The 23,234-nt window shown below is 56.4% G+C and carries 18 protein-coding genes; 2 read left to right on the forward strand and 16 right to left on the reverse strand.

Translation table 11 applies throughout. From position 1 onward, the window contains the following. Nucleotides 1-72: 72 nt before the first annotated feature. The 8 genes from HEP82_RS14860 to cysJ all read right to left on the reverse strand — a co-directional run bounded on the left by HEP82_RS14860 (nucleotide 73) and on the right by cysJ (nucleotide 9,470). Entirely contained in the window at nucleotides 73-408 is a 336-nt protein-coding gene (locus HEP82_RS14860) for a DUF3561 family protein (RefSeq protein ID WP_192458796.1), read from the reverse strand. Nucleotides 409-470: 62 nt separating this feature from the next. Continuing rightward, nucleotides 471-1,115, reverse strand: coding sequence for an adenylyl-sulfate kinase (gene cysC / locus HEP82_RS14865; protein ID WP_192458797.1), 645 nt, complete (start codon nucleotides 1,113-1,115; stop codon nucleotides 471-473). 1 nt (nucleotide 1,116) lies between these two features. Beyond that, nucleotides 1,117-2,547 carry a sulfate adenylyltransferase subunit CysN gene (gene cysN / locus HEP82_RS14870; protein ID WP_192458798.1) on the reverse strand — a complete coding sequence of 477 codons (1,431 nt, stop codon included), beginning with the start codon at nucleotides 2,545-2,547 and terminating at the stop codon, nucleotides 1,117-1,119. An 11-nt stretch (nucleotides 2,548-2,558) separates the two neighbouring features. After that, entirely contained in the window at nucleotides 2,559-3,467 is a 909-nt protein-coding gene (cysD, locus tag HEP82_RS14875; RefSeq protein WP_192458799.1) for a sulfate adenylyltransferase subunit CysD, read from the reverse strand. A gap of 9 nt (nucleotides 3,468-3,476) precedes the next feature. Continuing rightward, nucleotides 3,477-4,895 (reverse strand): siroheme synthase CysG, encoded by a 1,419-nt coding sequence (gene cysG / locus HEP82_RS14880; protein WP_192458800.1) that lies wholly within the window; start codon nucleotides 4,893-4,895, stop codon nucleotides 3,477-3,479. 295 nt (nucleotides 4,896-5,190) lie between these two features. Next, nucleotides 5,191-5,925: a phosphoadenylyl-sulfate reductase gene (locus HEP82_RS14885; protein ID WP_192458801.1), complete on the reverse strand. Its 735-nt coding sequence runs from the start codon at nucleotides 5,923-5,925 to the stop codon at nucleotides 5,191-5,193. 12 nt (nucleotides 5,926-5,937) lie between these two features. Next, nucleotides 5,938-7,653: an assimilatory sulfite reductase (NADPH) hemoprotein subunit gene (gene cysI, locus HEP82_RS14890; protein ID WP_192458802.1), complete on the reverse strand. Its 1,716-nt coding sequence runs from the start codon at nucleotides 7,651-7,653 to the stop codon at nucleotides 5,938-5,940. Next, the gene (gene cysJ, locus HEP82_RS14895; RefSeq protein ID WP_192458803.1) at nucleotides 7,653-9,470 is read right to left on the reverse strand and encodes an NADPH-dependent assimilatory sulfite reductase flavoprotein subunit; all 1,818 of its coding nucleotides are present in this window, start codon (nucleotides 9,468-9,470) and stop codon (nucleotides 7,653-7,655) included. The genes cysI and cysJ overlap by 1 nt, the downstream gene beginning before the upstream one ends. A gap of 412 nt (nucleotides 9,471-9,882) precedes the next feature. On the opposite strand from cysJ, the gene queD reads away from it, so the two are divergent. After that, nucleotides 9,883-10,248, forward strand: a complete 366-nt coding sequence (gene queD / locus HEP82_RS14900) for a 6-carboxytetrahydropterin synthase QueD (protein WP_012764485.1) — start codon at nucleotides 9,883-9,885, stop codon at nucleotides 10,246-10,248. A gap of 8 nt (nucleotides 10,249-10,256) precedes the next feature. Here the strand turns inward: queD and queE are convergent, their stop codons facing one another. After that, nucleotides 10,257-10,931 (reverse strand): 7-carboxy-7-deazaguanine synthase QueE, encoded by a 675-nt coding sequence (gene queE / locus HEP82_RS14905; RefSeq protein ID WP_192458804.1) that lies wholly within the window; start codon nucleotides 10,929-10,931, stop codon nucleotides 10,257-10,259. Nucleotides 10,932-11,226: 295 nt separating this feature from the next. Between queE and HEP82_RS14910 the strand changes: the two genes are divergently transcribed. Then, nucleotides 11,227-12,201 (forward strand): MBL fold metallo-hydrolase, encoded by a 975-nt coding sequence (locus HEP82_RS14910; protein WP_192458805.1) that lies wholly within the window; start codon nucleotides 11,227-11,229, stop codon nucleotides 12,199-12,201. 42 nt (nucleotides 12,202-12,243) lie between these two features. Here the strand turns inward: HEP82_RS14910 and bglB are convergent, their stop codons facing one another. The 7 genes from bglB to rlmD form a co-directional block, all read right to left on the reverse strand. Continuing rightward, entirely contained in the window at nucleotides 12,244-13,383 is a 1,140-nt protein-coding gene (bglB, locus tag HEP82_RS14915) for a beta-galactosidase BglB (RefSeq protein ID WP_192458806.1), read from the reverse strand. Between the two features lie 31 nt (nucleotides 13,384-13,414). Continuing rightward, nucleotides 13,415-14,986: an MFS transporter gene (locus HEP82_RS14920; protein ID WP_192458807.1), complete on the reverse strand. Its 1,572-nt coding sequence runs from the start codon at nucleotides 14,984-14,986 to the stop codon at nucleotides 13,415-13,417. Nucleotides 14,987-15,456: 470 nt separating this feature from the next. After that, on the reverse strand, nucleotides 15,457-16,755 hold the full coding sequence (gene eno, locus HEP82_RS14925; protein WP_192458808.1) for a phosphopyruvate hydratase: 1,299 nt from the start codon (nucleotides 16,753-16,755) through the stop codon (nucleotides 15,457-15,459). Between the two features lie 80 nt (nucleotides 16,756-16,835). Beyond that, nucleotides 16,836-18,473, reverse strand: coding sequence for a glutamine hydrolyzing CTP synthase (pyrG, locus tag HEP82_RS14930; RefSeq protein ID WP_192458809.1), 1,638 nt, complete (start codon nucleotides 18,471-18,473; stop codon nucleotides 16,836-16,838). Nucleotides 18,474-18,705: 232 nt separating this feature from the next. Then, nucleotides 18,706-19,506, reverse strand: a complete 801-nt coding sequence (mazG, locus tag HEP82_RS14935) for a nucleoside triphosphate pyrophosphohydrolase (protein ID WP_192458810.1) — start codon at nucleotides 19,504-19,506, stop codon at nucleotides 18,706-18,708. Nucleotides 19,507-19,640: 134 nt separating this feature from the next. After that, nucleotides 19,641-21,881, reverse strand: a complete 2,241-nt coding sequence (relA, locus tag HEP82_RS14940) for a GTP diphosphokinase (protein WP_192458811.1) — start codon at nucleotides 21,879-21,881, stop codon at nucleotides 19,641-19,643. Between the two features lie 14 nt (nucleotides 21,882-21,895). Then, on the reverse strand, nucleotides 21,896-23,224 hold the full coding sequence (gene rlmD / locus HEP82_RS14945) for a 23S rRNA (uracil(1939)-C(5))-methyltransferase RlmD (RefSeq protein ID WP_192458812.1): 1,329 nt from the start codon (nucleotides 23,222-23,224) through the stop codon (nucleotides 21,896-21,898). Nucleotides 23,225-23,234: the final 10 nt, after the last annotated feature.

Raw genomic sequence — 23,234 nt, forward strand, 5'->3', positions numbered from 1 at the left:
CGCCGTGCGCAGACGTCGAACAATCACCTGCAACATGAGGGTTCAGAACCATGGAATACGGGGAAAATCAGGCTACCAACCGACAATCAGTGAAAAAACCAGCCAGAACATAGCGAAAATGCTAGCGCCGCAACACAGCAACATCAGCACCACATGATGGGGCCACAGCACACGGCAGACTACGCCGGCCAGTATCGAAAGCGGCATCAATGCCAGAAAGAACGGCCAGGTATACAGCATCAGCAGCAGGGTGCTGCCAGGCTCGTACATCAGCAACAACAGGGAAAACACCAGCAGATAAAAACAGAATCCGGCCAGCGCCCCGATCAGCGCGCCGGAGGAAGATGGGACATCCTCCTCCGAGTCGCTATGCGCATCACTGCCAGACAGGGGGGTTACACTCTGCATCGTCAAACTGCTCTGCCTCGTCACATCAGGAGTGATGCTCACGCCCGGAGAGAGCGAACGCCTCAGGACAGACCATCGGAATAATCAGTTTTGATGATAGCGCGATTGTGTAACACAACTAATAACTCGGCGACCAAATTTGTTACCAATTGTTGGCCATCAAGGCGCAATTCCGGACGTTCCGGCGCCTCATAAACCGAATCGATACCGGTGAAATTACGCAGCTCGCCGGCGCGCGCTTTGCGGTAGAGGCCTTTCGGATCGCGGTTTTCACACACAGCCAGCGGTGTATCCACAAACACTTCAATAAATTGTCCTTCGTCCAGCAGTTCCCGCACCATCTGACGCTCGGCACGATGCGGAGAGATAAAGGCGGTTAATACAACCAGCCCGGCATCCACCATCAACCGTGCCACTTCCCCGACCCGACGGATATTTTCACGCCGGTCGTCATCGCTGAAGCCAAGATCTCGACACAACCCGTGCCTGACGTTATCGCCATCCAATAAATACGTACCGACCCCCTTGGCATGCAACGCCTGCTCAAGCGCCCCGGCCAGCGTAGACTTGCCGGAACCGGACAACCCGGTAAACCAGACCACGACGCCCCGGTGCCCGCGCAGGCGCTCACGATCCTCACGGGCAATCGTATGGGAATGCCAGACAATATTTTCATCCGTCGTCGAACGGGAATGCGAATCCGCCATTCTATTTTCCCCCCAACAGATCGCGCGCGCCCCAGTGTGGGAAATGACGACGAATCAGCGCATTCAACTCCAGCTCGAACTCACTATAACGGCCACTATTTTGCGTATCGTCCTGTTCGATAGGCTCACGCACCAACCCCGCCCCCACGGTGACATTACTCAGCCGGTCGATAAAAATCATCCCGCCGGAAACATGATTCTGTTGATAGCGATCCAGCACCAGCGGCTCGTCAAACGTCAATTCCACCAGACCGATACCGTTCAACGGCAGCGACTCCGTCACGCGCTGGGTCAACGTGTTGATTTCCACCTGGTAGCGAATATTCTCCACCCGCGCACGGGTTTTTCTGCCGGCGATCTTGATATCGTAGCTCTGTCCCGGCACCAGCGGCTGCTCCGCCATCCACACCACATCCACCTGTGCGCTGCGCACTGCTGTCAGCGACTCGCCGGCGCTCACCAACAAATCACCGCGACTAATATCGACTTCATCATTCAGCACCAGCGTCACCGCTTCACCCGCCTGCGCCTGCGGCAGATCACCGTCAAACGTCACAATCCGGCTGACGGACGACGCTACACCGGAAGGCAGGACTTTCACACGCTGACCGACGCTCACCACGCCGGAGGCCACCGTGCCAGCATAACCACGGAAATCCAGGTTCGGCCGGTTCACATACTGCACCGGGAAACGCATCGGCTTTTGCAGCGCCACGCGGTTCACTTCAACGGTTTCCAGCACATCCAGCAACGTCGGGCCGGTATACCAGCTCATGGCGGTACTGCGTGCCGCAACGTTATCCCCGTCCAGCGCCGAGAGCGGCACAAAGGTAATATCGAGTTCAGCCGGAAGCTGCCGGGCGAAATCCAGATAGTCCTGTTTGAACTGCTCAAACACCGGCTGCTGGTAATCCACCAGATCCATCTTGTTCACGGCGACCACCAGATGGCGAATGCCCAGCAAAGTGGCGATAAAACTGTGGCGACGAGTTTGATCCAACACCCCTTTACGGGCGTCGATCAGCAGAATCGCCAAGTCACAGGTCGATGCGCCGGTCGCCATATTGCGGGTGTACTGCTCATGTCCTGGGGTATCAGCAATGATGAATTTGCGTTTTTCCGTCGAGAAATAACGGTAGGCCACATCGATGGTGATGCCCTGCTCGCGCTCGGCCTGCAAGCCGTCCACCAGCAGCGCCAGATCCAGCTTTTCTCCCTGAGTCCCCAGACGTTTGCTGTCGCTGTGCAGCGTGGAAAGCTGATCTTCATAAATCTGGCGGGTATCGTGCAGCAAACGGCCGATAAGCGTACTTTTGCCATCGTCAACGCTGCCGCAGGTCAGAAAACGCAACAGGCTCTTGTGTTGCTGGGCCTGCAGATAAGCTTCAACCCCGCCCTGTTCGGCAATCTGTTTTGCAATGGAATGGTTCATTCGATGACTCCTCAGAAATATCCCTGACGCTTTTTCAACTCCATGGAGCCGGCCTGATCGCGGTCGATAACCCGTCCCTGACGTTCGCTGGTGGTAGAAACCAGCATCTCCTCAATGATTTCCGGCAGTGTTTGCGCCTGGGATTCCACCGCACCGGTCAACGGCCAGCAACCCAACGTGCGAAAGCGCACCATGCGCTTGGCCACAACTTCGCCGGGCTGCAGGTCGATACGGTCATCGTCCACCATCAGCAGCATACCATCACGCTCCAGCACCGGCCGCGGCGCCGCCAGATACAGCGGCACGATATCGATATTTTCCAGATAGATGTATTGCCAGATATCCAGTTCGGTCCAGTTGGAGAGCGGAAACACGCGGATGCTCTCCCCTTTGTTAATCTGACCGTTGTAATTGTTCCACAGCTCCGGCCGCTGGTTTTTGGGATCCCAGCGATGGAAACGGTCGCGAAAGGAGTAGATACGCTCTTTAGCGCGGGATTTCTCCTCGTCGCGTCGTGCGCCGCCGAACGCGGCATCAAAGCCGTACTTGTCCAACGCCTGCTTCAGCCCTTCGGTTTTCATAATGTCGGTGTGCTTGGCGCTGCCATGTACGAAAGGGTTAATCCCCATCGCCACGCCGTCAGGGTTACGGTGCACCAGCAGTTCGCAGCCATAAGCCTTGGCGGTACGATCGCGAAATTCATACATCTCGCGGAATTTCCAGCCGGTATCCACATGCAACAGCGGGAACGGCAACGTGCCCGGATAAAACGCCTTGCGAGCCAGATGCAACATGACGGAAGAATCCTTGCCGATGGAATACAGCATCACCGGATTGCTGAACTCCGCCGCCACCTCGCGAATGATATGAATACTTTCCGCTTCGAGCTGTTTTAAATGCGTAAGCCTTTTCTCGTCCATAACGCTACCTTAAGCCAAATTCACTACCGCTGGACGACCGTCTGACGCCGCCTGCGAATGTTCACCAAACCAGGCAATGTGCTGATGCAGATTCACCACTTCGCCAATCACCACCAGCGCCGGGCGCGGTGCCTGCTGCGCCAGCGCATCCAGCTGGGCCAGTTCGCCCGTCAGCACCTGCTGATCCTGTCTTGTGCCGCGGCTGATCACCGCTACCGGCGTCTGCGCCGCCCTACCATGGGCGATCAACTGCCGGGCGATTTCCGCCGCATTGACCGTGCCCATATAAATCGCCAGCGTCTGCCGTCCCCGCGCCAGCGTCGTCCAGTCCAACGCATCGCCGTCCGGCCGACAGTGTCCGGTGATAAACACTACGCTTTGCGCGTAATCCCGGTGCGTTAACGGAATGCCGGCATACGCTGTCGCTCCCGACGCGGCGGTAATGCCCGGCACAATGTGGAAGGGAATGCCGGCCTGCGCCACATGCTGTATCTCCTCGCCCCCACGGCCGAAAATAAACGGATCGCCCCCTTTCAGCCGCACGACTCGCTTACCCTGTCGGGCCAGCGTCACCATCAGTGCGTTGATGTCCTCCTGCGGCAACAGATGCGCACTGGCACGTTTGCCGACGCAAATCCGCTCCGCATCGCGCCGCACCAGCTCCATCACTTCATCGCTCACCAGATGGTCGTATAGCACCACATCCGCCTGCTGGATCACCTGCAACCCGCGTAGCGTCAGCAACCCGGCATCACCGGGCCCGGCGCCCACCAACGCCACTTCCCCCTGCGGCATTTCCGGCTGAGCCAGCTGCCGGCCCAGCTCCTGCTCGGCCTGAGTCAGTTGCCCCGACGCCACCAGGCTGGCGAAACGCCCACTGAACACCCGCTCCCAGAAACGGCGACGGGCGGTAACGGAAGGCAAATGCTGCTTGATACGTTCGCGCCAGACGCCAGCGATTTGTGCCATCACGCCCAAACGTGCAGGCAGCAGCGCCTCTAGCTTCTCTCGCAGCAGACGCGCCAACACCGGTGCCTGTCCGCCGGAGGAAATCGCCACCATCAACGGGGAACGATCGACCAGCGACGGGAAAATAAACGAGCACTTAGGCTGATCGTCCACCACGTTAACCAGCAAATGCCTTTGGGCTGCCGCTTCAGATACGCGGGCATTCAGTTCGGCGTCATCCGTGGCGGCAATCACCAGAAAGACATCGTCCAGCAATGCAGGAATAAACTCTCGTGCCACCCAGGCTAATCGCCCGGCGGTATGGGCTTCGGCGACCGGTTCGCTCAACGCCAGCGCCGCCACTCTCACCTCGGCGCCGGCGCGCAGCAGCAGACTGATTTTACGGGCCGCAACATCTCCGCCCCCAACCACCAGTACGGGGCGCTGTCGGAGATCAACGAAAATAGGGAGATAGTTCACAGATGCCTTTACTAAGCTAAAAATTTTATAAAGCGACTATAGAACGGGAAGAGAAACGTTATGAAATGCCGAATTCGCATGATTAGTTCCGTAATGGAATAAAAAACCATGCAGGAAATAATAAAAAGGCTTATCACCGTTCCCCTCGTCAGAAGCAGCCACCGGCCATTTGAGCTCCCGCCAGAACCAGACTGAGCGGCAAAAAACAGGGACATGCCAGAAAGACATATCCCCGATACCGCCGCACCGGCCTCGCTCGGCCATCGGCAATCAATCGGTCATAGACTGCAAGGCATTATCCTTCATGCAGCCCACATTCGCGTTTCAGCCCGAAGAAGCGGGTCTCTTCTTCGTTCATACCGGGTTCCCATTTACGGGTGGTATGGGTATCACCCACAGACAGGTAGCCTTGTTCCCACAGCGGGTGGTAGTTCAGGCCATGAGTTTTGAGATAGTGGTACACCTGACGGTTATCCCAGTCGACGATCGGCAGAAACTTGAAAATACCGCGTTTCACCGCCAGCACCGGCAAATGACTGCGACTGCCGGATTGCTCACGGCGCAGCCCGGCGAACCAGGTACTGGCGCCCAGCTCCTGCAACGCACGGTTCATCGGCTCAACCTTGTTGATGTGGTTGTATTGTTCGATGCCTTCCACGCCGTTCTCCCACAGCTTGCCATAGCGCGCTTCCTGCCAGGCGGGCGTCAGCGGGGAACGATACACACGCAAGTTCAGCTGCAACTGTTCGGTGAGTTCGTCGATAAACCGATAGGTTTCCGCAAACAGATACCCGGTATCGGTCAGGATCACCGGAATCTCCGGCCGTTGACGTGTAACCAAATGCAGACAGACGGCCGCCTGAATACCGAAGCTGGAAGAGAGTACAAACTCACCCGGCAGATTATCCAACGCCCAGTTCACCCGTTCCTCGGCGGACAGCGTTTCCAACTGACCATTGACGACGGCCAGCGCCGCGTCCTGTTCGGGGGCAGACAAGGCGCGCAGCGCCTCCAGATTGAATTCAGACATCAGGCTCTCCTGTCAGTCATAAAAATCGACGGCCGGATCCAGCACTGGGCGAACAATCCCGGCACGAATAGCGAAATCACCGAATCCTTCATCAGGTTGACGCTCGGCGGCCCAACGGCCGACCAGGGCGTCGATCTCGCTGAGGATCTCCGCTTCGGTAATATTTTCCCGATACATACGCGGAATCCGCGTCCCTTCGCGATTACCGCCGAGATGCAGGTTATAGCGGCCAATCGCCTTGCCCACCAGGCCGATTTCCGCCAGCAGAGCACGGCCGCAGCCGTTCGGGCAACCAGTGACGCGCAGTACGATATGCTCGTCGCCGACGCCGTGATTACACATGATGGCTTCCACCGCCGAGACAAACTGCGGCAGGAAACGTTCAGCTTCCGCCATCGCCAGCGGGCAGGTCGGCAATGAAACGCACGCCATCGAATTTTTGCGTTGCTCGGTTACGCTGTCGTCCATCAACCCGTATTGGCGCGCCAGCGCTTCGATACTGGCCTTATCGCGACTGGCGACACCCGCCACGATCAGGTTTTGGTTGGCGGTCAACCGAAAATCCCCTTTATGGATTTTGGCGATCTCCGCCATCCCGGTTTTCAGCGGCCGGCCGGGATAATCAAGAATACGGCCGTTCTCGATAAACAGCGTCAAATGCCACTTTTTATCGATTCCTTTCACCCAACCGATGCGATCGCCGCGACCGGTAAATTCATAGGGGCGAACCGGCTCGAAAGTCACCCCCGCGCGCCGCTCCACTTCCTGCCGGAACGTATCGATGCCGACGCGCTCCAGCGTGTATTTGGTTTTGGCATTCTTGCGGTTGGTACGGTTGCCCCAGTCACGTTGCGTCGTCACTACCGCTTCGGCGATCGCCAGCGTATGGTCTACGGCAATATAGCCCAGCTCGCTGGCAGTGCGCGGGTAAGTCGCCTTATCACCGTGCGCAATAGACAAACCGCCGCCCACCAACACATTGAAGCCGACCAGACGGCCGTTATCCGCAATCGCCACAAAATTCATATCATTGGCGTGCAGATCAACATCGTTCTGCGGCGGGATCACTACCGTAGTCTTGAATTTACGTGGCAGATACGTCGACCCGAGGATCGGCTCTTCATCGGTCGCCGCCACCTTCTCCTGATCCAGCCAGATCTCGGCATAGGCACGGGTACGCGGCAGCAGATGCTCGGAAATGCGTTTCGCCCATTCATATGCCTGGCTGTGCAATTCCGACTCCACCGGGTTAGAAGTACACAGCACATTGCGGTTGACGTCGTTGGCGGTCGCCAACGAATCCAGCCCCAGATCATGCAGCAGCTGATGGGCGGATTTCAGATCCGACTTCAAAATGCCATGAAACTGAAAGGTCTGGCGGTTGGTGATACGAATGCTGCCATACAGCGTATTTTCACCGGCGAACTTATCAATGCCCAGCCACTGCTGCGGCGTCATGACGCCGCCAGGCAAACGACAACGCAGCATCATGGCATGACGCGGCTCCAGTTTCTGTTCCGCGCGCTCGGCACGAATATCCCGATCATCCTGCTGATACATGCCGTGAAAGCGGATCAACAGAAAATTGTCGCCGTTGAACCCGCCGGTCAGGCCGTCGTTCAAATCTTCTGCGATGGTGCCGCGCAAATAATGGCTTTCCTGCTTCAGGCGCTCAGCATCAGCCAGTTTGCCTTCCACCACCAACGGGCCGGAGTATCTTTCGCTCATCAGTACACATCTCTCTGGTAACGCCGCTCAAGACGCAGCTCACTCAAAAACTCATCCGCTTGCTCCGCATCCATACCGCCCTGTTCAGACAGCACCGCCAGCAGCGCCTGCTCCACATCCTTCGCCATACGGTTGGCATCGCCGCACACATAGATATGCGCGCCATCCTGGATCCAGCGCCACACGTCGGCGCCCTGCTCGCGGATCCGATCCTGCACATAGACCTTGTGCGCCTGATCGCGCGACCAGGCCAGATCGATACGAGTCAGCAGGCCGTCCTTCACGTAGCGCTGCCACTCCACCTGGTAAAGAAAATCCTCGGTAAAGTGCGGATTGCCGAAAAACAGCCAGTTTTGACCAGCGGCGCCCTGCGCTTCACGCTGCTGCATAAAGGCACGGAACGGCGCGATACCGGTGCCGGGGCCAATCATGATCACCGGGGTCTGCGGATCGGCCGGCAGGCGGAAATGGTCATTGTGTTCGATAAAGACCCGTACCTCGCCATCCTCACCCACGTAATCGGCAAGATAACCGGACGCGCCGCCGGTGCGGGCCCGCCCTTCATATTCATAGCGCACCACACCCACGGTGATATGCACTTCGCCGCCAACCTCATCCTGCGCGGACGCGATGGAATACAAACGGGGCGTCAGCGGGCGCAGCAGGCCGGTCAGTTGCTCCGGCGTCAATTCCACCGGCGCTTCCCGCACCATGTCGACCAGCGGCGTCCGCTGCGCGTACTGTTGCAACGCCGTCTTATCCGCTAGCAGCCCGAGCAGTTTCTCGTTGCGCGCCAGCGCCGCGTATTTTTCCACCAACGGCGCGGTATTCTGCGTCAGCTCGAAGTGCCGCTGCAACGCCTGCTCCAACGACAGCGTGGCGCCATTCACCACGACCGGCTCATCCCCGTTCAGCCACAGCAGCGCCAACAATTCGCGCACCAGTTCGGGAGCGTTTTCATACCACACGCCGAGCGCGTCGCCAGGCTGATACTGCAAGCCCGATTCGCCCAAGTCGATTTCAATATGGCGGATATCTTTTTCGGAATGGCGGCCGGTGATCTTCTGATTCACCGCCAACGATGCAGTATAAGGCGCTTCTTTGCTGTAGATACTGGCGGCTGCGGCTGGCGCCGACGCAATCCCAGCAGTCGTCGTCACGGGTTGCACAGCCAGTCGGCCTTTTAATGCATCAACCACCTGACGACGCCACTGCTCCGCCTGCGGTTGGAAAGCGACATCCGCATCCACACGCGCCAGTAGCCGGGTTGCCCCTAGCTCCGCCAGACGGCTGTCGAAATCTTTACCCGCCTTGCTGAAAAATTCATACGACGTATCACCCAGCCCGAACACGGCGAATGCGGTATCCGTCAATTGAGGGGCTTTTTTCGAGAACAGAAACTTATATAGCGCCACCGCCTCTTCCGGCGGCTCCCCCTCGCCCTGCGTGGAAGTCACTATCAGCAGGAGTTTTTCCTGCCCAATTTGCTTGAACTTGTAGTCGCCTGCATTGACCAGCGAGACCGGTAGACCCGCCGCCTGTAGATCGTCACGCATCTGTTCGGCCACGCGCCGGGCATTGCCGGTCTGTGATGCGGCAATCAGGGTGATACTGATGGGCGGCGCGGAAGCGATCGCTGTAGATACGGCATCTGCCGTCTGGGCAACGGCGACGCCGGGCTGCTGCGCCACACCCCAGAAATAACCGGACAGCCAGGCCAGTTGGGTAGGCGATAAATCACCGATCGCCGCCTGAAGACGCGAAAGTTGCTCCGCGCTCAACGGGAGCAGCGGAGTCGAAGAAACCGGGCTTGTCATTGTGATGTTTATTTCCTTGTTCTGATTCGCGGGCGCTAATGCCAATTTGGAGCAATAGATAGTTGAACGGAATATAAAGTAACCATCCTTATGCTAACAATTAAAGACGGTATGGAAATATTAAATAACCAAAATACCTAAGTGGTTTTTTTGATAACCCTTATTGGTTTAAGTGTTATTAACCGCTATTTATCACGTTGATTATTTGAATTTTTTGCTGCATTACACCGATTGAACTCCCCTCTTTCACTGCAGCGAATCACGCCGTGGCGCGCCGGCAAGGAATAGTCCGGGTTTTAGCGGGAAAACCTATTGCCACCCCACGCAAACCGACGAAAACGTGCTTCAACCGGCACTTTCCGGTAGTATGCGACGGTTTTTTGATTGATCCGACTGATACGAGAACGTCACCATGGCAACCACGCTATTCAAAGATTTCCAGTTCGAAGCCGCCCACCGGCTTCCCCACGTTCCTGAGGGACATAAATGCGGCCGTCTGCATGGACACTCTTTTATGGTTAGGCTGGAAGTGACCGGCGAGGTTGACCCTCATACCGGTTGGGTGATGGATTTCGCCGAACTGAAGGCCGTGTTCAAACCGATCTGGCAACGGCTGGATCACTACTATCTCAACGACATCCCAGGGCTGGAGAATCCGACCAGCGAAGTGCTGGCCCAATGGATCTGGCAGCAATTGAAACCCTCTCTGCCAGAACTGAGTGCGGTGACGGTCAAGGAAACCTGCACCGCCGGGTGCGTCTACCGCGGCGGCGCCTGACCGGCGCCTCAGGCGATATTCAGGTACTTGTGCGTCTGCATCGATAACCGCCAGTTGCGGGCGATGCAGGTCGTAATACAAAGCCGTGTCGCCTCGTCTTTCTGACTGACCGGTTGTAGCGCCACTACCCGCGCTTTATCGTCATCAAGACGCGCCAGCAAGGCATCCAGCGCCTCCACATCACGCTCTCGCGCCACAGGGTGCTTAATTTCATCGGCGCGTTGCAGCGCTGACAACAACACCGCCATGCCGCCGCGCATATTCACTTTAGGCGATACCGTCACCCAGGTTGCGGGCGAACAGCGCACATCATGAGTACCGCTGGTTTCAATCTGCGTGCTGAACCCTTGCTGCTCCAGCGCCAGCGTCAGCGGCGTCAGATCGTGAATACAAGGCTCGCCGCCAGTAATCACCACATGCCGGGCGGTATACCCCAGTTCACGCATCGACGACAGAATCTCCGTTGCATCAGCCGCGCCCCACACATCGCTTTCAGCGGTTTTTGTCAGCACCTCCACCAGTGAGCGTTGTCGCTCGGCGAGCTTCTCCCAGGTATGTTTGGTATCACACCAGCTGCACCCCACCGGACACCCCTGCAGGCGAATAAACACCGCCGGAACGCCGGTAAAATAGCCTTCGCCCTGCAAAGTCTGGAACATTTCATTAATCGGGTACTGCGGCATGGTGATTCATCATTCCTTCTGGTCAAACCGCTATTATCACCGATAGACGGCCACATGCCAAACCGCGCCATTCGGGAACACATGTCGGTTAAGCGCCCTGACGCCGCCTGCTCCATCTCCCGTCATGTTTTTCCGCCCAACCGGGCTTGAATGCGGGTACGACGCCAACGCGGAAACCCTGAGTGTGCTCGACAAAGGGAACCGAGAAGCGTTTATTTGTACAACCCGTATCCACCGTCAATAATCAACAGGCGGCGATGACCGGCAATGCCGCGCTCAAATAAGGAAAAGTAAGATGAATCTATTGAAACCTATCGCTTTTTTATTCCTCTCACTCCCCGTCGCTCCGGTACTGGTTCATGCCGAAGCGGTGACGCAGGTTAAGACCCAGCCGGGTTATTACCGTATCCTCGTCGGACAATATGAAATCACCGCGTTATCCGATGGCACCAACGTCATACCGATGGACAAGCTGCTGCTCAAAACGCCGCAGGAAAAAATCGTCAGCCTGCTGGAAGCCAACTACCTAAAACCGCAAGTGGAAACGTCCATCAACGCCTATCTGATCAATACCGGTGACAACCTGATTCTGGTCGACGCGGGCACCGGCGCGTTGGGCGGTAAAAATACCGGTAAGACGCTGAGTAACCTGAAAGCGGCCGGTTATCAGCCCGAACAGGTAGACACCGTACTGATAACCCACTTGCACGCCGATCATTTCGGCGGGCTGGTTAGCAATGACAAGCTGGCTTACCCCAACGCCACTGTGTACGTGAATCAGAAAGACACCGATTTCTGGCTGAGTCAGGACAACCTAAAGGCCGCACCGCAAGATAAAAAAGCCGGTTTTGAGCGCGTGCAGACGGTATTCCGCCATATTCGCGACGCCGGCAAGCTGAAAACGTTCGGCGATACCCCATCGTTGCCTGCCGGTATTACCGCCATACAGACGCCGGGCCATACCCCCGGTCACACCTCATTCCTGGTGAGCAGCAACGGACAGAACATGCTGTTGTGGGGTGACATTGTCCACGCCGAAGCGGTGCAGATGCCACTGCCGGGCACCGCCATCGCGTTCGACGCCGATAGCGATCAGGCGGTACGCACCCGCGACGCCTTGCTGAAAGAAACCGTGAAGCAGGGATACTGGGTGGCCGGCGCACATTTGCCGTACCCCGGTATCGGGCATATCGCGGTGAAATATGGCACAGCGGGAAACGCCAACGGTTATCGTTGGTTACCGGCCAACTACAGCCTGGCCGGTTTGTAAGCATAGAAAAAAATGGGCTTCCGCCAGGAAGCCCGAAAGGACTTACAGGTAGACTCGTAAATATTCGGAAAGGCACAGGATGGCCATTGCCTGACCATACGGCATCGACGTCAGCGGGATCTGGCGGTAGTAGTCCAGATCCTTGCCCATGGCGGTGCCGAACGACACCTGCAGCAGCTCGCCTTCGGCATTGATGTTGCCCACCACGCCGCGCACCGCTTTCTCCGCCATTTCAGCATAACGACGGTCGATATAGCGTTTGCGTACCGCTTTCAGAATGCCGTAGGCGAAACCGGCGGTTGCGGAACTCTCCAGATAGGAATTAGGGTCGTCCAACAATGTATGCCACAGACCGCTGTCATCCTGATACTTCGCCAGCGCTTCAATTTGGCTTTCCAACACCTGAACCAGGAAACGGCGGGTGGCATTGTGTTCCGGCAGATCCAGCAACTCGATGAATTCCGGAATAACCATGGTCAGCCAGCTGTTGCCACGCGCCCAGCGCGCCTGAGCAAAGTTGTGGTTGCCGTCGAAGGTCCAGCCGTGAAACCACAACCCGCTTTGACGATCCATCAGATACTGGACGTGCAGCAAAAACTGATAGGTCGCTTCTTCGACAAACTCCGGACGATTGAACAACTTGCCGATCTTCGCCAGCGGCAGCACGCTCATCATTAGCGTGTCATCCCACATTTGGTCAGTGTTTTCGCTGTTGTAGACAATATGCTGCAGGCCGTTTTTGCGGGTACGCGGCATGTCGTACATCACCCATTCGGCCCAGCGTTCCAGATAAGGCTGCCAGTGACTGTTACCCGTCTCTTCGTAGCGGTAAGCCAGCGTCAGGAACGGACATACCGTGTTGACATTTTTAGTGGGCGTCCCTTCCGCCAGACGAGCGCTAAACCAGTCGTCAATGATGGCGCGCATGTTGTCATCGCCAGTCTGACGGTAATACTGATACATCCCGTACAGCCCGATACCGTGCGTCCACTCCCAGCCGGCCCAGCCCTTGGTGTCAATCACCCGGCCATCATCCAGCCGCAGCAGAAATTCGCCGGTCTTATCCTCAATATTGATCAGATTGTCAGTAATGCGGCAAATCAGCACCTTCAGCTCCTCGCGGGAGATGAAATACTCCGGCTGACGCAGCAGCGCACTCTGTTTTACAGGGAATATGGTCATAACGTATATCCAGTTCCAATCTCATTACACATCAATGAATGCCATGCTGCGCCGTATGACTGAGCGGTCGAGCGGGCGCCTTGTGGCGGTTAAGGTAGCCAATATTGTTGTTCCCCCACAGCGATTCGTAAGGCAGGCCGGCCAGCATTTCTACGGTGGCGCGTGCCTCCGGAGTGATCTTTTCAGGCACAATACGGCCGGCTTCGCGCATTTTCGCCGTCTCATCACGCAGCACGCCGTGCGTCTGCAGGTTCAGCTTGAAGCGCAGCGAAACCAGAAAACCCAGAGTCAAAACGATGACCGTACCGAAGCACAGCACCATCAGGATGGTATGGCTGACGCCCGGTGCCTGGGTCGCTTGGCCGGACACAAAACCGGAGAACTGTAAAATCACCCCGACCAGCATCACCGCGCCGGCCTGGGACGCCTTGCGGGTCAACGTCATAATCCCGGCGAAGATCCCCTCGCGGCGTTGGGCAGTAATGATTTCATCGATATCCGCGATATAGGTGTAGGTGTTCCAGGGAACATAGTTGATACCACCGCGCCCCAGCCCCGCCAGCCCGGAAACCAGCAACAACAGCGTGAAGGTGTTGTGCATGCCGCTGTAATACAGGAAACCGTAGGAAAGCGCGCTCAGGCCGAACAGGCAGACTACCATCCGATAAGACGGGGCCGGGCCGAATTTGATGCACAGCGGAATCATCAACAGTACGGAAATAAACTGCAGGATCGCCATGGTACCCATCAGGTTGGAGGCCATGGTCGGGCTTTGCATCAGCACGAACACCACATAATAGGTAAACACGGCGTTGAAGACGTCTTGCGCGATATAGCCACCCAGATACATTCCCAAATGCTGACGGAAAATGCGAATGCGCAGCGTCGAAAGCAGCTCGACATTCAGACGTTTGAGGCTCTGCCCCAACGTCAGCGATTGACGTTCTTTTTCCGCCCGCAGCGACGCTTCCGACATCTGTTCGCGCGACCGCTCCCAAGTAAAGAAGTACACCATGGTCAGTACGAAGGCGCAGATCACCGAGAACACCAGGCTGGAGTAGAAGAAGGAAACAGCATTGTCCTTACCAAAGTAGCCCAGCAGAATACCCGGCAAAAACGCCGCCAGAATCGCCGACAGCTGAGCCAGAGCGATACGCGCGCCGGAAAACTTGGTTTTTTGTTTGAAATCGTCGGTCATTTCCGGCACCAACGTTTCATACGGCACCAACACCATGGTGTATACCACGTCAAACAGCAGGTAGGTCAGCAGGTAGTACCAGTAACTCATGTGACCGACCCACATCAAGCTGTAGCTGAAGACCAGTGGAATACCCAGCAGGATAAAAAATTTGCGACGACCGAAGCGTTTTCCCAACCCGGTAGAGCCGAAGTTGTCGGTCAGGAAACCCATCAACGGACTGACAACCGCATCTAGCACCCTGGCCATGGCAAAAATGAAGGTCGCCTGAATCGGCGTCAGCCCGCAAAAGGTAGTGTAGAAGTAGAGTAGCCAGCCGGCCGTCAGCGCGGTGGTACCCGCACCGAGGAAATCGCCGGACCCATAGGCCAGGTAATTCGCCAGCCCAATCTTACGTGTTTTCATCGCCGTCCTTCCTCATTCATTGTATTTATGAAGGTATCGTGGCAGGCACAGGAGTGTTGCCGCCGTAGCGTTAAGGTAGCCGCCGGGCTATGTAAAAACCTTTGCACTTTTGCCATCACACTGCCGCCGCTGGCACCCGCAGGAAGAACAGCCCGATCTGCTTCAAATTTCCGGTCGAAATACAGTTTCAATTCATTAGAACCCACAGTCCGAAGCCACTCTACCGGCTACCGACGCTGACGACATGCCGGGAAAACAGGATTTGGGATCGGGTTCATTGTTTGTCGCTGTCAGGATTCAAATAAGAAGCAACGCCTGGAAATGGCTTCACATTTCAGACGATCTGCGCAGTGGCGACGTGTGACGAGATACCGGCGGGAAGACGGCGGACAAAAAAAATCCGGCAGCCGCGAAGCTGCCGGATTTGTTCATTGTGATGCCCGGCGCACAACACGCCGGGCGGTAGGCGCTTATGCCTGACCTTTCACTTCTTTCAGGCCGTTGAACGGTGCAGAATCACCCAGCGCTTCTTCGATACGAATCAGCTGGTTGTATTTAGCCACACGGTCAGAACGGCTCATGGAACCGGTCTTGATCTGGCCAGCCGCAGTACCTACCGCCAGGTCGGCGATGGTAGCGTCTTCGGTTTCGCCGGAACGATGAGAGATCACCGCAGTGTAGCCCGCGTCTTTCGCCATCTTGATAGCAGCCAGCGTTTCGGTCAGAGAACCGATCTGGTTGAATTTGATCAGGATGGAGTTAGCGATGCCTTTCTCGATACCTTCTTTCAGGATCTTAGTGTTAGTAACGAACAGGTCGTCGCCCACCAGCTGGATTTTGTCGCCCAGCACTTTGGTCTGGTAAGCAAAGCCAGCCCAGTCGGATTCGTCCAAACCGTCTTCGATGGATACGATCGGGTACTGTTTGGTCAGCTCTTCCAGGAAGTGGGTGAATTCTTCAGAGGTGAACGCTTTGTTGCCTTCGCCAGCCAGAACGTATTTACCGTCTTTGTAGAATTCAGATGCAGCGCAGTCCATCGCTAACGTGATGTCTTTGCCCAGCACGTAACCAGCCGCTTTCACCGCTTCAGCGATAACAGCCAGTGCTTCGGCGTTGGAACCCAGGTTCGGCGCATATCCGCCTTCGTCGCCAACGGCAGTGTTCAGACCTTTGCCTTTCAACACTTTCGCCAGGTGATGGAAAACTTCAGAACCCATACGGATGGCTTCTTTCACGGTTTTCGCGCCTACCGGCTGAATCATGAATTCCTGGATGTCGACATTGTTGTCGGCGTGTTCACCACCGTTGATGATGTTCATCATCGGCAGCGGCATGGAGTATTTGCCCGGAGTGCCGTTCAGTTCAGCGATATGAGCATACAGCGGCAGGCCTTTGGATGCCGCAGCGGCTTTGGCGCTGGCCAGGGAAACCGCCAGAATGGCGTTGGCGCCGAAGTTGGATTTGTTTTCAGTACCATCCAGGTCGATCATGATTTTGTCGACGGTAGCCTGATCCTTGGCGTCTTTGCCCAGAATAGCCTGTGCAATCGGGCCGTTAACCGCAGCAACCGCTTTGGTTACGCCTTTGCCCAGGAAACGGGATTTGTCACCGTCACGCAGTTCCAGCGCTTCGCGAGAACCGGTGGACGCACCTGACGGTGCCGCAGCCAGACCAACGAAGCCGCCTTCCAGATGCACTTCAGCTTCAACAGTCGGGTTTCCGCGTGAGTCGATGATTTCGCGGCCGATGACTTTAACAATTTTGGACATTAGATTTTCCTCAGTACAAGTTAAACTAAAACTTCAGACAAACAACGCGCGTTCAGAGAACCGCGCGTTGCTGCAAAACCTTATTTCACCTGACCTTTCTGGTACGCCCCGGCGGCTTTTACAAAACCGGCGAACAGCGGGTGTCCGTCTCGTGGCGTGGAGGTAAATTCCGGGTGGAATTGACACGCCACAAACCACGGATGATCAGGCAGCTCAACAATTTCCACCAGTCTGCGGTCGGCGGAAACGCCTGCAACGCGCATCCCCGCAGCCTCAATCTGCTTCAACAACATATTGTTGACTTCGTAGCGATGGCGGTGACGCTCGATAATGGTCGGCTCCGCATAGAGCTGACGCACCAGACTGCCCTCCACCAGATGGCATTCTTGGCCGCCAAGGCGCATGGTACCACCGAGATCGCTATTTTCGTTACGCACTTCAAGATTGCCTTCTGCATCGCGCCATTCGGTAATCAGCGCCACCACCGGGTACTTACAGTCCGGCATAAACTCGGTAGAGTTTGCCCCCTCCATACCGGCGACGTTACGGGCAAACTCCATCAATGCGACCTGCATTCCCAGGCAAATGCCCAGATACGGGATCTTGTTCTCGCGGGCATAACGCGCCGCCATCACTTTTCCTTCAACGCCGCGGTAGCCAAAGCCCCCCGGGATCAGAATTGCATCCAGCCCCTTGAGGACATCCACGCCGCGTGTTTCAACATCCTGCGAATCGATCAACTTGATGTTGATGGTGAGGCGATTTTTCAGACCGCCATGGCGCAGCGCCTCAATCACCGACTTATAAGCGTCCGGCAATTCCACATATTTGCCGATCATCCCGATAGTGACTTCACCAACCGGGTTGGCTTCCTGATAAATGACCTGTTCCCATTCTGACAGATCGGCTTCCGGACAGTTCAAGCTGAATCGTTTACAAATATAATCGTCCAGCCCCTGAGATTTCAATAGCGCTGGAATTTTATAAATAGAATCAAGATCCTTCAGTGAAATAACCGCTTTCTCCGGCACGTTGCAGAAAAGCGCAATTTTTGCGCGCTCGTTCGCGGGTACGGTGCGATCGGAACGGCAAATCAGTACGTCGGGCTGAATCCCGATCGACAGCAGTTCTTTCACGGAGTGCTGGGTCGGTTTCGTTTTCACTTCGCCGGCTGCCGCCATGTAAGGCACCAGCGTCAAATGCATGAACAACGTATGTTCGCGGCCCACATCCACCGCCATCTGGCGAATGGCTTCCAAAAACGGCAAGGATTCGATATCACCCACAGTACCGCCGATTTCCACCAGCACCACGTCATGACCTTCGCCGCCTTCGATAATGCGTTCTTTAATCGCGTTGGTGATATGAGGGATAACCTGAATGGTCGCACCCAGATAATCGCCCCGGCGCTCTTTGCGCAGGACGTCAGAATAAATGCGTCCGGTGGTGAAGTTATTGCGGCGCGTCATTTTAGTGCGAATAAAGCGCTCATAGTGACCCAGATCGAGATCAGTTTCGGCGCCGTCTTCCGTCACGAACACTTCACCGTGCTGTGTCGGGCTCATCGTTCCCGGATCCACATTGATGTACGGGTCCAGTTTCATGATGGTCACGTTGAGGCCACGGGCTTCAAGAATAGCCGCCAGAGAGGCTGCGGCAATGCCTTTACCCAGAGAGGATACGACCCCGCCGGTCACAAAAATATAATTAGTTGTCATGCTGAACCTGAGAATTTGGGTTTATTTAAGGACGATAAGAAAAGACCAAGACGGGAAAGTAGTATACCCTAAGCCGCTGAACGCCACAAATGTTCGTTTTGCTGAACCAGCGGCGAACATCCGGTTGTTGACAGGTTTCTCTTTGCGAAAGAACAGATTAAAAACACAATTTAAAAACAAATAGATAAAAATAAAGAGCGGCAAAAAGGCATTCTTCCCCGCTCTTTTTTCATCAAAGTGCTTTTTCTCGTTCTTTCACCTGCTGCCATGCGGCATCCATCTCGTCCAGACTCGCTTCGGCAAGGGTTTTCCCTTGTTCGGTAATCAACTGTTCTACCTGCCGGAAGCGGCGACAAAATTTATGATTAGCCTGCTGCAGTGCGATTTCCGCCTTATGCCCCAGATGGCGGGAAAGATTCACCGCCGCAAACAGCATATCGCCGAGTTCCTCCCCCAACCGTTCCGGATCGACGACAGCCTGCTGCGCTTCATGCATCACCTCGTCGATTTCCTCGTACAGCTTGTCCACCACCGGCCCCAGCGTATGCCAGTCAAAACCGACGGCGGCGCAACGCTGCTGGATTTTATGCGCACGCATCAACGCAGGCAGTGCGTCGGGAATATCATCCAGCTGTGAGTGGCGATCCTTCTCAGCTCGCTCCTGCGCCTTGGTCTGTTCCCAATTGGCCAGTACCGCTTCGCTGTCCTTCAGCTCCGGTCGCTGCGCGCCAAAAATATGCGGATGCCGACGCTCCAGTTTGTCACTGATAGCATCACAAACATCTGAGAAATCAAATAGATTCTCTTCTTCCGCCATACGTGCGTAAAACACCACCTGAAACAGCAAGTCGCCTAACTCGCTGCGCAAGTCGTCAAAATCCTTGCGGCTGATGGCGTCCAGCACTTCGTAGGTTTCTTCCAGCGTGTAAGGCGCGATGGTGTCAAACGTCTGTTCCCGATCCCACGGGCACCCGTTTTCCGGGTCGCGCAGTTGCTTCATGATGTTGAGCAGACGTTCCGTCGATGAAGGCATTTTTCTATCCTGAGTGTATTTCAGTGAAAGTATATCGGTGTGGCTGGCCGCATCGCCCGTCGGACTGTTCGCAGACGACGCCGTCAGCCGATAAAAGCGGCCTCCCGGCGCAGGGAGGCCGAAGGGGCCGTGGCTTAGCTATTCCCCTGCAAACGGCGGGCGTCGATTACATCCGGCAGCTGATTCAGCTTAGCCAGCACTCGCCCCAGCACCTGCAGGTTATAGATCTCCATCTCCATATCGATGGTCGCCAGTTGCTGCTTCACATCGCTACGGCTGGAAACGCCCAGCACATTGACTTTTTCGTTGGCGAGGATTGTAGTGATATCGCGCAGCAAGCCGCTGCGGTCATTGGCCGTGACCCGAACCACCAGCGAATAACCGCTGGAGTAGCTTTCGCCCCACACCGCTTCCACAATGCGTTCCGGCGCATGACCACGCAGATCGTCCAACTGCTCGCAATCGGCGCGATGGATGGAGATCCCCCGACCGCGAGTGATAAAACCGATAATGTCATCACCAGGAATCGGCTGGCAGCAGCGGGCGATGTGATGCATCAGATTACCGACGCCTTCTACTACGATGCGGCCATTATCCTTGGCGGCGGCGCGTGTCGCCGGTTGCTGAGATTTTTGCGTCAGTTGGCGCAATGCTTCGCGATCCTGCTCTTCCGCGCTGGGCTGGTTCACCTTCGACTGCAGGAAATTCACCATCTGGTTCAGGCGAACATCGCCGCCGCCGATGCCGGCCAACAGTTCGTCCATCGAATTCATGTTGTAGCGCGGCAGCAGCAGTTTCTCCGCCATCTTCAGGCTGATGCCCAGATGCTCCAGCTCATCGTCCAGGATCTGTTTGCCCGCCAGAATGTTCTTGTCCCGATCCTGCTTGCGGAACCAGTTATGGATCTTAGAGCGGCCGCGGCTGGTGGTGATATATCCCAGATTCGGGTTCAGCCAATCCCGGCTGGGGTTCGGCTGTTTCTGGGTGATAACTTCAATCTGGTCGCCCATCTGCAACTGGTAGGTGAACGGCACAATACGCCCGCTCACTTTGGCGCCGATGCAACGATGACCGATATCGCTGTGAATATGGTAGGCGAAATCCAGCGGCGTCGACCCGGCGGGCAGATCCACCACGTCGCCTTTCGGTGTAAACACATACACGCGATCGTCGAACACCTGGCTGCGCACCTCGTCGAGCATCTCGTCCGAGTCAGCCATCTCCTCTTGCCAAGACAACAGTTTACGCAGCCAGGCAATACGCTCTTCGTAGCCGGAACGACCGGCAGAGGCAGTGCCTTCCTTGTATTTCCAGTGGGCGGCGACCCCTAACTCAGCGTCTTCGTGCATCTGACGGGTACGGATCTGAATTTCCACCGTTTTACCGCCCGGCCCCAATACCACGGTATGAATGGACTGGTAGCCGTTGGGTTTGGGGTTGGCGACATAATCGTCGAACTCGTCCGGCAGATGGCGGAAATGCGTATGCACGATCCCCAGCGCCGCATAGCAATCCTGCAGACGTTCCACCACCACGCGCACCGCGCGCACATCGAATAACTCATCGAACGACAGCGATTTTTTCTGCATCTTGCGCCAGATGCTGTAGATATGCTTGGGACGGCCGTACACATCCGCCTTCAGCCCTTCCAGCTCCATGGTGCCGCGCAGGTTTTTCACAAAAGTCTCGATATACTGCTCGCGATCGATACGGCGCTCATGCAGCAGCTTGGCGATGCGTTTGTACTCATCCGGATGCAGATAGCGGAAACAGAAATCCTCCAGTTCCCACTTGAGCTGGCCGATACCCAGCCGGTTGGCCAGCGGCGCATAGATATTGGTACACTCTTTAGCCGCCAGTACACGCTCTTCTTCCGGGGCATCCTTCACCTCGCGCAGGTGGGCGATACGCTCCGCCAGTTTGATGACCACGCAGCGGAAATCTTCCACCATCGCCAGCAGCATGCGACGAATGTTGTCGACTTGCTCGGAACCGACCGAATCGTTCTGGGTGGCTTTCAGCTGGCGGATCGCATCCATATCGCGCACACCATGCACCAGGTTAACAATGTTCTTGCCGAAGGTTTCGCGCAGCGTGTCTTCGTCCACCACGTTGGCGTTAGCCAGCGGGAACAGCATGGCCGCACGCATACTGTCGTTATCCATGCTCAACGTGGACAGGATCTCCACCATCTCGATGCCGCGCCATAGCAGCAGCATGGCGTCAGGGTGTCCCTGCGTTTTTTCTTCGCAATAACGCCAGGTTTCGGCGAGGCGGTCACACGCCTGCTTGCTGGCGATCCCCAACGAAGCAATCCAGGCGTCCGGCACAAATTTGCCTTCGGTATTCAAATGCGCACTTCTTACCGCAACCATAATTTCTCCCTGTTTTACCGCACGTTAGAGTCAAGCAAAAACAGTGCCATCGACTCAAGATGTCCGGTATGTGGAAACATGTCCAGCATCGCCAGCTGCTCCAACCGGTACCCTGCTGCCAGCAGTACCCGGCTGTCGCGCGCCAGCGTAGTCGGATTACAGGATATATAAACCACGCGGCCGGGGGTCAACTTCACAATCTGTGACATCACACCGGGCGCACCAGCTCGCGCCGGATCGAGCAATATCTTATCAAAACCCTGGGCGGCCCACGGCTGCCGTGTCACGTCTTCTTCCAGATTCTGGAGAAAGAATGTGACATTACCGAACGCATTGCGCTCGGCATTTTCACGCCCTTTTTCCACCAGGGCGGCCACACCTTCCACGCCGACCACGCTGGCTGCCCGGCGTGCCAACGGCAGCGTAAAGTTTCCCATACCGCAAAACAGATCGAGCACCCGCTCATGCGGCTGCGGGTCAAGCCACTCCAGCGCTTGCGCCACCATGCGCTGATTAGCCTCGTCGTTGACCTGAATAAAATCGCGCGGGCTGAATGCCAGCGATAACCCATCGATCCGGTACGAAGGCGCTGCGCCACGCAGACACTCCAGCGCACCCGCCTCCGGCGCCAGAAACAACGCGCAGCCAACGCGCGCGCCAAAATCGTTCAGCGCCTGCCGATCGGCCTCCTGCAATACATCCAGATGACGCAGCACCACCAACGGCCCCTGCTCCGCCATCACCAGTTCCACATGCCCAAGCCGTTTGACCGCCTTCAAACCGGCCAGACAATCGCGCAGCGGCGTCAGCAACGACGCCAGTGCCGGATGCAGAACAGGACAAACATGAATATCCGCCAGATCGTGCGACCCTTCTCGGCGGTACCCCATCAGCAATTGACGAGTTTTCGGTTGATACAGCAATGCCAGCCGGGCCCGACGGCGATAGCCATAATCAGGGCCGTCAATCACCACCGGTTCCGGCATATCCACGCCGGTTTCCCGCCGCATCAGATGGCGCAACGCCGCCGCTTTGCTGCGCTGCTGCAACGCCATGCCGGCATGCTGCTGCTGGCAACCGCCGCAGACGGAAAAATGCGGACACCTCGGTTCAACCCGCTCATCGCTGCTGTTCAACCGGCGGCGCAACCGGGCATGGGCAAACTGGCGCTTTTCTGTCGTCAGTTGGACTTCAGCTTGTTCCCCCGGCAGCACTCCGGGAATAAACAGGGTCTTGCCCTCATGGCGGGCGACGCCCTGCCCGAACGAATCGAGTGATTCCACCGTCACGGTGAGGATTTGCCGGGTCGTCACGCGCCGGTTTGGAGAGTAGAATTGCGCCATAGATGTGCTG

The organism is Musicola keenii, assembly GCF_014855505.1.
GTDB classification, from domain to species: Bacteria; Pseudomonadota; Gammaproteobacteria; order Enterobacterales; family Enterobacteriaceae; genus Musicola; species Musicola paradisiaca.